Origin of the sequence: Olsenella sp. An285 (genome assembly GCF_002159625.1) — a bacterium.
GTDB lineage: Bacteria > Actinomycetota > Coriobacteriia > Coriobacteriales > Atopobiaceae > Thermophilibacter > Thermophilibacter avicola.
The window spans coordinates 166,813-180,196 of sequence record NZ_NFIZ01000004.1 but is presented as its reverse complement, the minus strand read 5'-3'; the positions used below and the strand labels follow the sequence as shown (position 1 = coordinate 180,196).

The window sequence follows — 13,384 nt, the reverse complement described above, 5'->3', positions numbered from 1 at the left end:
CCTGTCAACGCATCCCATCCTAGCCGCGGCCGAGGCAACCGTAAAATACATAATGGAAGGGGGTGCCATACAAGAAATGTATGGCACCCCCTTGCTGGCATCAGAGGCTCATGACCAGAAGAGCAAGCCGCTACTCGACCTCGTCCTGGTCGAACACGTGGAAGCCGGCCTTCTCGATGGCCCAGCTGGCCTCCGCGGCGCTCGCCGGGTCGGCGATCTTGAGGGCCAGGACCGCCATGTCGTCCGTGGTGGAGAAGCAGTAGAAGTACTCGATGTCCACGTCAAGATCGTCGAGCTTCTCGAGCAGGTCGGCAGCGCCGCCCGGATGGTGCGGGACGGCGATGGCCATGATCTTGGTCTTGATGGCGCGGTAGCCCCCGGCCTCGAGGGCGGAGAGCGCAGCGGCGGTGTCGCTGCAGATGATGCGCACGATGCCGTACTCGGTGGTGTCCGCCACGGAGAGTGCGGCCATGTTGATGTTTGCGTCACCCAGGGTGCGGCACAGAGACGCGATGCGGCCGCGCTTGTTCTCGAGGAAAACCGTAATCTGATCGATCATTACTTGATCCCCTTTCGCAGGTCGACGATGCGCTTGGCCTTGCCCTCGCTGCGCGCGATGGTCTTGGGCTCAACGAGCTTGACCTTGACGCCCACGGAGAGCGCGGTCTTGAGGCGCGCAGAGATCTCCTTCTGCAGGCGCTCGACGGCGGCGACGGAGTCGAAGGCGAAGTCGGGGTTGACCTCGGCCTTGAGCGTGACCATGTCGAGCGAGCGGTGGTCGGTATCGACCTCGATCTGGTACCAGGAGGAGACCTGGTCGAAGGTCTTCATGACGTCCTCGATCTGGCTCGGGAAGACGTTGACGCCGCGGATGATGAGCATGTCGTCCGTGCGGCCGTGGATGCGGTCTATGCGGCGGTGGGTGCAGCCGCACGCGCACTCGCCGGGCAGGATGCGCGTGATGTCACGCGTGCGGTAGCGCACGACCGGGGAGGCCTCGCGGTCGATGGTGGTGAGCACGAGCTCGCCCCACTCGCCGTCGGGCAGGACCTCGCCGGTGTTGGGGTCGATGATCTCGGCGTAGAAGTGGTCCTCCGCCAGGTGCAGGCCGTTCTGCTCCCAGCACTCGATGGCCACGCCCGGACCCATGGTCTCGGTGAGGCCGTAGACGTCGAGCACGTGGTAGTTGAGCTTGCGCTCGAGGTCGCGACGGAAGTTGTCGGAGAAGGGCTCGGCGCCGTGGATGCCCGCTCGCAGGTGGAAGTCGCGCGCCGGGTCGATGCCCATCTCGAGGGCGGTGTCGGCGATGTGCATGGCGTAGCTCGGCGTGCAGCAGATGATCGTGGAGCCCATCTCCTTGAGCACGCGGATCTGGCGCTCGGTGTTGCCCGCGGACATGGGAATCGTGGTGGCGCCGGAGTAGAGGCCGCCGTAGTGCGCGCCCAGGCCGCCGGTGAAGAGGCCGTAGCCGTAGCAGACGTGGACCACGTCGTCCTTGCCGCCGTTGGCGTACTCGATGCCGCGCGCGAAGCACTCGCCCCAGATGTCAAGGTCGTGCTGGGTGTAGCCGCCCACCGTTGCCACTCCGGTTGTGCCGGAGGACATGTGGATCTCCTTCACCTCGGAGAGCGGCGTGGCAAACATCCCGTAGGGATAGTTGTCGCGCAGGTCCTGCTTGGTGACAAAGGGCGCCTTCTTGAGGTCGTCGAGGCTCTTGACCAAGTAGGGGTCAAAGCCCGCCTCGTCGAAGCTCTTCTTGTAGAAGGCGACGTTCTCATAGCACTGAATCACGGTCTTCTTGATGCCCTCGAGCTGGATCTCCTCGATCTTCTCGTGGGGCGCGTGGAGAATCTCCTGCATCTCTGCCTGCCCTTTCCTGGTGGTACACGGATGTGGAGATTCTAGGGCGAATTCGTGACGAGAAGAACCCGTTACTCGCAAGCCGTTCGAAAACCGAAACGGGGACGGCGCCAGACGGGCTCCGCCCCATTTGTGGGGTACTTCGAGAGGGGGAATCCGAATACCCAACAAATGCTCGGCATCGTTTCCGCAGCTCACAGAATTGTCACACAATGGGTAGTACTTGAGCAGCCCCTCGGGAAACACCCCGAAAATGAAAGGAGGGCTCCGAAGGAAGCGCGTAAAGGGCGCGGCGGCGGACGGGAGGCTACCTCACAGCCTCGAGCCGCGCGAGGACCGTCTGCGTGGCACGGATGGCTGCCGCCACGTTGTCGCGGGCGTCCTCGATCTTCTTCTGCACGTAGAGGTCCACGAAGGGGTTGTCAAAGAGGACGTCCAGCGCGGTGGCGAGAGCGCCCACGTCCATGCGCAGCACCTCGATGTCGGAGACGTCACGCAGCTCGCGCGTGAAGTCGTAGAGGTCGTCGCGCGCCGCCTCGAGCGCCTCCCGGGCGCCTCCCAGGCGCGCGTGCTTGATGAGGCTCGAGATGGCACCACCGAGAAAGAGGTCGAAGGCGCCCCAGTTGCTCGCGCTCTCCAGCGCGTCGGCAGCCTCCTCGAGGCTCGCAAGCGCGCGACGCCCGGCAGCCACGGCCTCGGAGACCTCGTTCCTCTCGTCTGGTGTCATGTCTCCCCTCTCCCCCGCTGACACATCACACAGTGTGACAGGGGAACGCATCAGTGACAATGCCCCCGTCCCCCTGTCACAAATGAGAACGATACCGTTGGCGGATAGTCGCCTACCTTTCGTCGACGGAAGTGCAAGAATTTCGTCATCACTGGAACGGCAGGAAGGGAACCATCATGCTGAGAATCGGCCTTCTCACGAGCGGCGGCGACTGCCAGGCGCTCAACGCCACCATGCGCGGCATCGTCAAGACGCTCTATCGCCAGGCAGGCGAGCCCGTCGAGGTCTACGGATTCGAGGACGGCTACCAGGGCCTCATCTACGAGCGCTACCGCATGATGGACAACCGCGACTTCTCCGGCCTGCTCACCCGCGGCGGCACCGTGCTGGGCACGAGCCGCACGCCGTTCAAGCTGCTCGACACGCCCGAGGCCGACGGCGTCAACAAGGTCCAGGCGATGAAGGACACCTACAAGAAGCTCAAGCTGGACTGCCTGTTCATGCTCGGCGGCAACGGCTCAACCAAGACGGCCAACCGCCTCTCCCAGGAGGGCCTGAACGTCATCGCGCTGCCCAAGACCATCGACAACGACACCTACGGCACCGACATGACCTTCGGCTTCACGAGCTCCGTCGAGGTCGCCACCCGCTGCATCGACGAGATCCACACCACGGCGAGCTCCCACGGCCGCGTCTTCGTAATCGAGATCATGGGCCACAAGGTCGGCTGGATTCCGCTCTACGCGGGAGTCGCCGGCGGCGCGGACGTCATCCTCATCCCCGAGATCCCCTACGACATCGAGAACGTCATCCGCGTGATCGAGGAGCGCGACAAGGCCGGCTCGCGCTTCACCATCGTCGTGGTGGCCGAGGGCGCCATCTCCAAGGAGGAGGCCGCGCTCTCCAAGAAGGAGTACAAGAAGCTCGTGGCGGCCCGCACCACGCCGTCGGTGGCCTACGACATCGCAAAAGAGATCGACAAGCGCACCGGGCGCGAGATCCGCATCGCCGTTCCCGGCCACACGCAGCGCGGCGGCACCCCCGACGCGCAGGACCGCATCTTTGCGACGCAGTGCGGCGTCGAGGCCGCGCTCGCCTGCCTCAAGGGCAAGTTCGGCGTGATGATCGCCCAGATCAACGGCAAGATGACCCGCGTGCCGCTCACCGAGGTCGCCGGCAAGCTCAAGTACGTCGACCCCAAGGGCGACCTCGTCAAGGAGGCCAAGGCCCTCGGCATCAGCTTCGGCGACGAGTAGCCTATGCGCAGGCGCGGAACGCGCCGCACCCCGCACGAGAAAGACCCCCTCGCGTCCCGGCATGGCAAACGGGACGCGAAGGGGTCTCTGTGACTTAGAGTATTCCACGCCTCCGCGAGGCGTAACATGTTCCGCAGCTCAAATTGCAGACGCCGAGAGACCCGTCGCGCACCCATGCGGAACACCCGTCACTGGGCGAGCACGATTGCGGTGGCCACGCCCCGCTCGTTGGTGATGGAGACCAGAAGCTCGGTCACGCCCGCCTCCGCAAGCACGGGCGAGAGGGGGCCGTCGAGCGTCACGCAAGGGCAGCCGCACTCGTCCTCGAGCGTCTCCACGAGCCTGAAGTCGAAGCCACACGCCGTGAGATGCGCAAGCGCCTTGAACGCCGCCTCCTTGACGGCGAACTTGCCCGCTAGGCACGTCGCGGGATCATGGCGAGCAAAGGCCTGCGCGCGCTCCGCCTCGGTGAACGCGCGTATGACGAAGGCCCCCTCCGCATCCGCGCAGAGCCGCCTCATCTCCTCGATGTCCACCGAGTCTATGCCTATGCCCCTGACCATGGGAGACAGTCTAGTCGAAATGCACGAATGGGGACGTGCCTGAAACGTGCAAGTTGTTGCACGTTTCAGGCACGTCCCCCTCTGTGCAATCAGCGGAGGTCGGCGGCGTTGGCGCCGTCGATGACCACGTTGGTGTCGAAGAAGGCGCGAAGGCCGGCAATCCCGAGCTCGGTGTCGCGAGCGCCCGCGGTCTCGTAGGCGGAGTGCATCGCGAGCTGCGGGAGCCCCACGTCGATGGCGTGCACGCTCACCTGGGCGTTGGAGAGGTTGCCCAGCGTGGACCCGCCCGCCATGTCGGAGCGGTTGGCGAACACCTGGTGCGGCACGCCCGCCCTGTCCAGGATGGCGAGGATCACCGCGCGGCTGAAGGCGTCCGTGCAGTAGTGCTGGTTCGCCGCCTCCTTGATGGCAAGGCCGCCGTTGATGCGGCAGCGGTTGGCGGAGTCGTGCCCCTCGGGGTGGTTGGGATGGACGGCGTGCGCGTTGTCGCAGCTCACGAGCATGGATCCGGCAAGCGCGCGGAGGTGCTCGTCATAGCTTCGACCGAGCGCCGCGCTCGTGCGGCGCAGCGCGTCAGCCAGCAGAGTGGAGCGCGCGCCCTGCTTGGTGCCGGACCCGACCTCCTCGTTGTCGAAGCAGGCGAGCACGGAGACGTCGTGCTCGTTCTCCGCGGCGAGGAAGGCCTCGAGCGCGGCATACGCGCACTGAAGGTCGTCGAGGCGCCCGCCCGAGACGAACTCCCCCGCCTCGCCCCAGACGCGCGGCTCGTTGCGCACGACGAGGTAGAGGTCGTGCCCCAGCACGTCGGTGGGCTCGACGCCCGCCTCGTTGGCCACCATGCGCTCGAAGGCGCCTCGTCCGAGCGCCCCGGCAGAGAGCATGGGGACGAGGTCGACGGCGCGGTTGAGCTGCGGGGAAAGGCCGCGGGTGCGGTCGAAGTGGATGGCCACGCTGGGGATGAGGCAGACGTCGCGGTCAAGGTGGACGAGCCTGCTCTCGACGCGCGAGCCCTCGCGCACGAGAACGCGCCCGGCGAGGCCGAGCGGCCGGTCGAACCACGTGTAGTCGAGCGCGCCGCCATACGCCTCCACGTCAAGGCGGAGGTAGCCGTCCGGCCCCTCGAGCTCGGGCACGGTCTTGACCTTGTAGGAGGGCGAGTCGCCGTGCGCCGCCGCCATCTGGAAGTGATAGGAGTCCAGCTCGGAGCCGACCTTGAAGGCCACCACGCTCGAGTTGTTGCGCGTCGTGTAGTAGCGCCCGCCCGGCTCCATGCGCCAGGCACCGCCCTCGGGGAGGTGCGTGAACCCGGAGGCGTCAAGGCGGCGGGAGATCTCCGCCGCGGCGTGGAACGCGCTCGGGCACGCGCGGACAAACTCGACGAGCCCGGCTGCCGCGTCCTTCTCGCTCATAGCTCTCCTTCTCTCGCGGTCATTCGGCCGCTAAGCCTAGCACTTCTCGCCCGGCGGCATCACGAGAGCGGGTATGTACACCACCCCTTCAGGGTATGTACACCCCGCCAAAAGCCCCCAGAAGAATACTCGCTGGTCAGAGCGCTGGCGAGAAGAACGCCCGTCTCGCGATACTGTACATACCCTCAGGGGCGGTGCACATACCCTCGGAGACGGGCGCGGCGCCCGCGCGCGATCGGACCGTCGCCCGTCGGGCCTACAGCATGTTGCGGGCCTTGAACTCCGCCTGCACCGTGGCGAGCATGAGCTCGACGTCGTCGAGGCCGAGGTGGCGCTCGGACTCCCCCGCCTTGAGCGTGCCGCGCCGCCGCGCCCAGCTCTCGAGCGAGGCGGGGCGCTGCTCGTGCGGCAGGGTCTTGGTCTCGGGGTCCACGCGTCGGCAGATGTCGCGCGTGTCGATGGGCACCACGCGGCCCGCCTTGCGCGCCTCGGCGTAGCCGTCTATGTGCAACATGAACCAGGAGTCCTCGAAGGCGGCGTTGTGCGCCATGAAGGGATAGGCCGTGAGCGCGGCGAGAAGCGCTGCCTGGACCTGCTTGTCCTCGCGGAAGGGCCTGCGCCCGTCGAGGTCCGACCACTGGATCTTGTGGATGTCCGCCAGCGGCACGCCCTTCTCGGCGTACATCTGCGGAAGGCCGAAGTAGCCGGCAAAGGGGTCGTGGGGCTTGGCCTTGGGCCCCACGGTCATGAACTCGAGGCCCACGTTGATGATGTAGCCGCGCGCGGGGTCGCGGTCGGTGGTCTCGATGTCGATGCCCACCACCATGCCCGAGACCGGGGCGTCAACCCAGGCCACGTTGAGGTCGCGCGCGTCGGGACCGGAGAGCGCCGTGACCTGTGCGTCGGTCTTGTGCTGCAGCACGGCGACGGCGTGGATGAGGTCCGCGCTGGAGAGGCCGCGCGCGAGGCTCGACGGGGAGACGTCGCGGAGCTTCTCTATGCCAAAGCGGTCGCAGACGTCGCGGTTGCGGTCCGCGAGGGAGAGGACGAGGTCGTACGGGAACGGCTCCCTCCCCGCGGGGGCATCCGCCCAGGCGGAGCGAAGGACGCCGAGGGCCTCCTCGTTCTTGGCGCGCTCCGCGGAAAGCGAGGCGTCGTCCGTGAGAAATCCCGGGAAGACGAAGGCGTTCGCGCACTCTATGGCTTGGCTGAGGTCCACTGGTCACCGCTCTCGACGACGTACGAAAAGGGCCGCCGGGCATGCCCGACGACCCTCTAGGCTAGCACGTCGGCGTGCAAAAGCGGCGCGCAAAAGTGCCTGTCCCTTTTGCACGTTACTCGGCGTAGAAGACGCGTCCCTCGCGGCGCGGACGGTCGGCGGGCTCCTCGGCGGGGTAGCCGAGCACGCAGTGGCCGATGCCCTCGTAGTCGCCCTCGATGCCGAGCTCGGCCAGGATGGCCTCGCCCTCCTCGGTGTCGAACTCCTGGCGGGCGCGGTGGACCCAGCAGCTGCCCAGGCCGAGCGAGTGCGCGGCGAGCATGAGGTTGCCCATCACGAGGCTGCCGTCGTAGAGGCGGTTTGCCTGCTCGCGCGGGGCGAGCACCACGAGCACCACGGGAGCCCCGAAGAACGGGTCCTTGCCGCCGGGGGTGCCCAGCACCTCGAGGTTCATCCGGGAGAGCCTGTCCCTGAGCTCGCGGTTGGTCACGGCCACGACGATGGGGCCCTGCAGGTTCTTGCCGCTCGCCGCCCAGATGCCGGACTCGATCACCTGGTCGATGAGCTCTCGCGAGGGCATCTCGTCCGTGTAGGCGCGGACGCTCCGGCGGCTCCTGATGGCACTGAGGACTTCGTTCATGGTTTCCTCCTCCGTCGCGGCTCGTACTCAGAACATGGTACACCTCGGCGCCCCTCCCCTCGCCGCCACCGGCCTTGTCTTCGCGGGCAATCTGTGACGGGCGCCCCAAGGGGGTACCATACCCATGTAAGCCCAACGTAAGGATAAGGACCTCCATGCTCCTCGCCATGCCCCTCGTCGCCCTCGCCCTCCTCGCCGCCGGCGCCGCGCTCTACGTGAGCCGCAGGCGCTCGCGCGACGCGCGCCCCTCGGTGCGGACGCTCGCCTGGCTCGTCGTCCCCGTTGCCGCGCTCGTGGGCGCAGCCGCGTGGTGCGCGCTCGGGCTCTACGAGGGAGGCCCGACGGAACTGGGCATCCTGTGCGCCTCCGCCCTCGCTGCCGGCGGGGCGGCCCTCCTGCGCGGGCGCGCGACCCTCTGGGTCGACCGGCTGGCGGACCGCAGCCCCGAGGCGGGCCCGCCCGTGCGCGCCCTTCTCGCCCTCGTGGCGATTCTCGCCTGCGTGGTGCTGGGCTTCCTGGCGATGGAGCTCCCCTACAACCCCCAGGCGCTCTCCATCGCGCTCAACTACGCCGCCATCCAGATGGGGCTCATCCTGGGCGCCCTTCTTGTCCTCTTCTTCCTCTTCCAGCGGCACGGGGCGGGGCTCGTCCTGGGCGTGGGCGCATGCTGGGCGATTGGCCTCGCGCAGTTCTTCGTCGCGCGCTTCAAGGCCTCCGCCATCCTGCCCAACGACCTCTTCGTGCTCCAGACGGCGGCGGCCGTGAGCTCCAGCTACGTCTACTCCGTTGACGGGGCCGTGCTGCTGGGCCTCTCCTGCGTGATGCTCGCCTCCGCCGTGAGCTCGCTCGTCGCGGCGGCGCGCGCCGAGTCCTCCAGCTCGCTCGTGAGGCGCACGCTCGTCAACCTCTCCTGTGCGCTCGTTGCCCTCACGGGCCTCTGGGCGGGCGTCACCCTGCCCAGCTACTTCGACGACCTGGGCGTGGGAATGGAGTACTGGTACTCCATGGACTACTACAAGCGCCAGGGCTTCCTCACGACCTTCGTGGCCGTGGCCCAGGACCTCCCCATTGACGTCCCCGAGAGCTACTCGGACTCCGCGGCGCAGGAGACCGAGGAGGCCTACGCCGCGCGCTACGACGAGACGCTCGGCGCGGCCCCGTCGCGCGAGGCGGCCGAGGAGCAGTTTGCCGAGACGCAGCCCACCGTCATCTGCATCATGAACGAGACCTTCGCCGACCTCTCCGTCCTGGGCGGCGACGCCTGGGGCTACGACGGGCCCAGCCGCTACGACTCGCTCGACGGCACCCTCGCCAGCGGAAGCCTCGCCGTCTCGGTCATCGGCGGCGGCACCTGCAACTCGGAGTTCGAGTTCCTCACCGGCGTCCCCCTCTCCTACGTGGGCGACGGCAAGTACCCCTACTCGCTCTACGACCTCTCCGATGCGCCGAGCCTCGCCCGGCAGTTCTCCGAGCTCGGCTACTCCACCACGGCCATGCACCCCAACTACGCCACCAACTGGAACCGCGACCGTGTCTACGAGGCGCTGGGCTTCGACGAGTTCCTCTCCATAGACGACTTCGAGGGCGCCGAGCGCTTCCACAGCGGCGTCTCGGACGCGGCCACCTACGACAAGATCCTCGAGCTCCTGGAGGAGGAAGACGGCCCCCAGTTCATCTTCGACGTGACGATGCAGAACCACTCCGCCTACGACCAGGAGAACATCGGCGAGGTCCCGGAGTACGCGGTCGACGGCATGAGCAAGTACGACAACGACCGGCTCTCCGAGTACCTGGCCTGCATAGAGGAGTCCGACCGAGCGCTCGCGGCGTTCGTGGAGGAGCTCGAGGCGCTGGACCGCCCCGTCGCGCTCCTCTTCTTTGGCGACCACCAGCCCGCTCTCTCCACCATCGTGAACGACGCGCTCTTCTCCGGTGAGGACGACCTCGCGCACAACCTGCGCACGCACGATACCGTCTACCTCATGTGGGCCAACTACGACGTGGCGGGCGGCACGACGCGCGAGGTGCGGGACACGAGCGTCTGCTACCTCGGGGCCTCGCTCGCCGAGACCATTGGCATGCCCCTCACGACCTTCCAGAGGGCGGAGCTCGCCGTGCGGGAGGAGCTGCCCTCGCTGAGCCTCATCGGGACGCAGCTCGCAGACGGCACGTGGGTGGCCTACGGCGAGGACGACGCCCTGCCAGGCTCCTACGCGGACCTCGCCAGCATGGCCTACCTCGAGTTTGGCAGGACGGTGCGCTAGGGCCAGCCGCGCGGCTCCCCGCCCGATGCACGCGCAGGCCGGGATTCCGGTTTTCCCGACTTGCGCGTTCTTCTCGGCATGCGTAGGTCGGGATTCCTTGCATTTGAGCGACGAATCCAGACTTGCGCGTGCGATAGATAAAGCCTTTGCACGCGTAAGCCCGGAAAACCGGAATCCCGACCCGCGCGTGCCGGCGCGGGGCAACATCGGAACGAGAAGAACGGACGACCCAGCGCTCTTCCCGTACGAACGCGCCGCAGCGCACAGCATGTGAGAACGCTCCCACCCCATATCCGCCCGCTCGGCGGTTTGCACATGGGGGACGCCCCGTTGCGCGACTAGAATGCTTCCGGAATGCGAAGGCCCGCGCAAATCGGGAGATGATCCTCGACATGCCCACCAAGAAGACCGCCGCCAAGGCGTCGCCCGCCAGGAAGACCGCCGCACCCAAAGCACCCCAAGCACCCCGGGCGCCCCGCACCCAGCCCCTGGAGGCCGCTGCCGCCCAGGCGCGCGCGGACGAGACGTTCCGGCGCCGCCTGGAGAAGAACCACGACGAGCTCCGCTGGCTCTACATGGAGCTCTACGACAACGGCGACATGTTCGCCGAGCTCTGCGACCAGATGCGCGCCTACCACGAGGCCCGCGGCGCCAAGCTGCGCGTGCTCGACGCGCAGCGCGAGAAGGACCCCGACTGGTACCGCACGCGTGACACCATCGGCATGATGATGTACATCGACAACTTTGCCGGCAACCTGCGCGGCGTGGAGTCCAGGCTCGGCTACCTCGAGCGCTGCAACGTGCGCTACCTGCACCTCATGCCGTTCCTCGACACGCCGGCGGACAGGAGCCGCTCCGACGGCGGCTACGCGGTGCGCGACTTCCGCCGCGTTCGCCCGGACCTGGGGACCATGGAGGACCTCGCGAGCCTTGCCGAGAAGTGCCACGAGCGCGGCATCAGCGTCTGCATGGACTTCGTCATGAACCACACCTCCGAGGAGCACGAGTGGGCGCGCCGCGCCCGTGCGGGCGAGGGCGAGTACATGAGCCGCTACTTCTTCGAGCGCGACCAGTCCGTCATCGACCGCTACACGCGCGACGTGCCCCAGGTCTTCCCCACCACGGCGCCGGGGCACTTCACCTACCTCCCGGAGCTCGGACAGAGCGTGATGACGCAGTTCTATCCCTACCAGTGGGACCTCAACTACCGCAATCCGCGCGTCTTCAACGAGATGATGTACAACTTCCTCTACCTGGCCAACCAGGGCATGGACGTCATCCGCATCGACGCCGTCCCCTACATCTGGAAGGAGCTCGGCACCAACTGCCGCAACCTCCCGCAGGTCCACACCATCGTGCGCATGATGCGCCTCATCGGAGAGATCGTGTGCCCCGGCATCGTGCTGCTGGGCGAGGTGGTCATGGAGCCGGACAAGCTCGCCCCCTACTTCGGCCCCGTGGAGAAGCCCGAGTGCCACATGCTCTACAACGCCACCACCATGTGCACCACCTGGAGCACCGTGGCCACGCGCGACGCCCGGCTCCTCCGCAGGCAGACGGACATCGTCTCCGGCCTGCCCAAGGAGTACACGTTCCTCAACTACCTGCGCTGCCACGACGACATCGGCTGGGGCCTCGACTACGCCACGCTCAGGCAGTGGGGCATGCAGGAGGTCCCCCACAAGAGGTACCTGAGCGACTACTTCTGCGGCCTCACCCCGGGAAGCGTCTCCCGCGGGGAGCTCTACAACGCGGACCCCGTGAGCGGCGACGCCCGCTTCTGCGGCACCACGGCCTCCATGTGTGGCATCGAGGCGGCCGGCTTCGAGGGCGACGATGAGGCGATGGCAAACGCCATTCGCAAGGACGTCACGCTCCACGCCTTCGTGCTCACGCAGTCGGGCATCCCCATGCTCTACAGCGGGGACGAGGTCGGCCAGGTGAACGACTACTCGTACCACGACGACCCCGAGAAGGCGGAGGACTCGCGCTACGTCCACCGAGGCAGGTTCGACTGGTCCCTCGCGGAGAAGATCGACGAGCCGGGGAGCGTCCAGCAGAGGCTCTTCTCGTCCCTGTCGCAGATCGAGAAGACCCGCGCCTCGGAGCCCGTCTTCGACGCGGACGCCACCGTCTGGACCAAGGACTACGACGACCCCTCGGTGCTCTGGGTCATTCGTCGCAAGGGCGGCCGCGAGCTCCACGCCGTGTTCAACTTCTCGGACGAGGGCAAGACGCTCTGGATGCCCTGGAAGACCACGTGCACCGACCTGCTGACGGGCGAGAAGGACGACGTGGCGAGCTTCGAGCTCCCCGGGTGGGGCTTCGCCTGGCTCCTCGTCTAGACGTGACAGGGGGACGGAGGGTTTGTCACCGCTCCGTCCCCCTGTCCCGGTTTCCTCGTTCGATGGACGCCCGCTACGAGAGAATCTTCATCTTCACGAGCGCCCGGGCGAACTCGAGGTAGCTCAGGCCGGACCCCGCGAGCGTGGAGAAGCAGATGGGAACCGCCAGCCTGTCGCGCGCGGCAATCGGGCGCACCACGCACCCCTCGAGCTTGCCGAGGAACTCGCTGCCCATTATGAAGGAGAGGCCGTTGCGGTCAAACAGGAAGGTGCGATAGGCCTCGCCGTCGCAGACCTCCACGAGCTCCGAGGTGACGCCCCGGCAGACGTAGGCCATGCACACGCTCTCGTTGAAGTGCTCGAAGTCAGGGGCAAGGAGCACCGGGCAGGTGCTGATGTCCTCGATCGTGAGCTCGCTCTTCTTGGCGAGCGGGTTGTCCTGGGACATGACCACCATGGGGGCCATGGTGCCCAGGCTCCCGCAGACCACGCCGTCCGCCTTGATGGGCCCGACGGTGATGAGGGCGTCAAAGCGGCCGGCCCTGAGCTCCTCAACGCAGTCGTCGCCGTTGGTGAGAAGGACCTCGACCTGGCAGCCGAGCGCGCGCTCCGCGACGACCTTCACGAGCGAGCAGTACCGGTCGACCTCCTGAAAGGGCGGCATGCAAAACCCCATGGAGAAGCGTCCGCCCATGCCGGAGCCGCGGTCGTGCGAGCGGACGAAACGCTCGAGGGAGTCGAACTCGGCGAGGACCTTGTTCGCGCGCGAGCCAAAGGCCTCCCCCAGCGGGGTGGGGCTCACGCCGCTGCTCGTTCGGATGAAGAGCGGTTCGCCCACCTCTCCCTCGAGCTCCGACATTGCCTTGGAGACTGCCTGCACGGAGACGCCCTCGCATGCTGCTGCGGAGGAGAAGCTCCCCGTGGATAGAATCGCGGTAACGTACCTGAGCTGCTTAATGTTCACGAACGGTCCCTCGAAACCTGTAGGCAACACATTGTTGACATGAATAGCCTTAGTATTATCCCACAGGGCCAAATCAGTCCCAGCTCATCGGGCTTCCCTCAAGGCACGGTTTAGAATCGCAGCTCCCACGGCAAATC

Annotated in this window: 11 protein-coding genes; 3 read left to right on the top strand and 8 right to left on the bottom strand. The window is 66.9% G+C overall.

Annotated features, from left to right (window positions below):
• Positions 1 to 130: 130 nt before the first annotated feature.
• The 3 genes from B5F79_RS04350 to B5F79_RS04340 form a co-directional block, all read right to left on the bottom strand.
• Entirely contained in the window at positions 131 to 559 is a 429-nt protein-coding gene (locus B5F79_RS04350; protein WP_087217875.1) for an amino acid-binding protein, read from the bottom strand.
• Complete coding sequence (locus B5F79_RS04345; protein ID WP_087217873.1) at positions 559 to 1,860, bottom strand: phenylacetate--CoA ligase family protein; 1,302 nt, start codon at positions 1,858 to 1,860, stop codon at positions 559 to 561. Before B5F79_RS04345 ends, B5F79_RS04350 begins: the two co-directional genes overlap by 1 nt.
• Before the next feature lie 307 nt (positions 1,861 to 2,167).
• Positions 2,168 to 2,587, bottom strand: a complete 420-nt coding sequence (locus tag B5F79_RS04340) for a hypothetical protein (protein WP_087217871.1) — start codon at positions 2,585 to 2,587, stop codon at positions 2,168 to 2,170.
• A gap of 176 nt (positions 2,588 to 2,763) precedes the next feature.
• Here B5F79_RS04340 and B5F79_RS04335 point away from each other — a divergent pair, with 176 nt between their 5' ends.
• Positions 2,764 to 3,843: a 6-phosphofructokinase gene (locus B5F79_RS04335; RefSeq protein WP_087217869.1), complete on the top strand. Its 1,080-nt coding sequence runs from the start codon at positions 2,764 to 2,766 to the stop codon at positions 3,841 to 3,843.
• Between the two features lie 188 nt (positions 3,844 to 4,031).
• Here the strand turns inward: B5F79_RS04335 and B5F79_RS04330 are convergent, their stop codons facing one another.
• The 4 genes from B5F79_RS04330 to B5F79_RS04315 all read right to left on the bottom strand — a co-directional run bounded on the left by B5F79_RS04330 (position 4,032) and on the right by B5F79_RS04315 (position 7,674).
• The gene (locus B5F79_RS04330) at positions 4,032 to 4,406 is read right to left on the bottom strand and encodes a holo-ACP synthase (protein WP_087217867.1); all 375 of its coding nucleotides are present in this window, start codon (positions 4,404 to 4,406) and stop codon (positions 4,032 to 4,034) included.
• Between the two features lie 89 nt (positions 4,407 to 4,495).
• Complete coding sequence (locus B5F79_RS04325) at positions 4,496 to 5,815, bottom strand: M18 family aminopeptidase (protein WP_087217865.1); 1,320 nt, start codon at positions 5,813 to 5,815, stop codon at positions 4,496 to 4,498.
• Positions 5,816 to 6,071: 256 nt separating this feature from the next.
• Positions 6,072 to 7,034, bottom strand: a complete 963-nt coding sequence (locus tag B5F79_RS04320) for a DNA polymerase III subunit epsilon (RefSeq protein WP_087217863.1) — start codon at positions 7,032 to 7,034, stop codon at positions 6,072 to 6,074.
• A 115-nt stretch (positions 7,035 to 7,149) separates the two neighbouring features.
• Complete coding sequence (locus tag B5F79_RS04315; RefSeq protein WP_087217861.1) at positions 7,150 to 7,674, bottom strand: nitroreductase; 525 nt, start codon at positions 7,672 to 7,674, stop codon at positions 7,150 to 7,152.
• Positions 7,675 to 7,829: 155 nt separating this feature from the next.
• On the opposite strand from B5F79_RS04315, the gene B5F79_RS04310 reads away from it, so the two are divergent.
• Both B5F79_RS04310 and B5F79_RS04305 read left to right on the top strand, forming a co-directional pair.
• A complete protein-coding gene (locus B5F79_RS04310; RefSeq protein ID WP_087217859.1) occupies positions 7,830 to 9,938 on the top strand; it encodes an LTA synthase family protein in 2,109 nt (702 codons plus the stop codon).
• Between the two features lie 392 nt (positions 9,939 to 10,330).
• A complete protein-coding gene (locus B5F79_RS04305) occupies positions 10,331 to 12,283 on the top strand; it encodes an alpha-amylase family protein (RefSeq protein WP_087217930.1) in 1,953 nt (650 codons plus the stop codon).
• A 73-nt stretch (positions 12,284 to 12,356) separates the two neighbouring features.
• Here B5F79_RS04305 and B5F79_RS04300 read toward each other — a convergent pair whose 3' ends face one another.
• Positions 12,357 to 13,247, bottom strand: a complete 891-nt coding sequence (locus B5F79_RS04300) for a LysR family transcriptional regulator (RefSeq protein WP_158094838.1) — start codon at positions 13,245 to 13,247, stop codon at positions 12,357 to 12,359.
• Between the last annotated feature and the right edge of the window lie 137 nt (positions 13,248 to 13,384).

Coding starts and splice junctions, on each gene's coding strand:
- B5F79_RS04340 (WP_087217871.1), bottom strand. CDS start 2,587: ATGACACCAGACGAGAGGAACGAGGTCTCCGAGGCCGTGGCTGCCGGG.
- B5F79_RS04315 (WP_087217861.1), bottom strand. CDS start 7,674: ATGAACGAAGTCCTCAGTGCCATCAGGAGCCGCCGGAGCGTCCGCGCC.
- B5F79_RS04345 (WP_087217873.1), bottom strand. CDS start 1,860: ATGCAGGAGATTCTCCACGCGCCCCACGAGAAGATCGAGGAGATCCAG.
- B5F79_RS04350 (WP_087217875.1), bottom strand. CDS start 559: ATGATCGATCAGATTACGGTTTTCCTCGAGAACAAGCGCGGCCGCATC.
- B5F79_RS04310 (WP_087217859.1), top strand. CDS start 7,830: ATGCTCCTCGCCATGCCCCTCGTCGCCCTCGCCCTCCTCGCCGCCGGC.
- B5F79_RS04335 (WP_087217869.1), top strand. CDS start 2,764: ATGCTGAGAATCGGCCTTCTCACGAGCGGCGGCGACTGCCAGGCGCTC.
- B5F79_RS04330 (WP_087217867.1), bottom strand. CDS start 4,406: ATGGTCAGGGGCATAGGCATAGACTCGGTGGACATCGAGGAGATGAGG.
- B5F79_RS04305 (WP_087217930.1), top strand. CDS start 10,331: ATGCCCACCAAGAAGACCGCCGCCAAGGCGTCGCCCGCCAGGAAGACC.
- B5F79_RS04325 (WP_087217865.1), bottom strand. CDS start 5,815: ATGAGCGAGAAGGACGCGGCAGCCGGGCTCGTCGAGTTTGTCCGCGCG.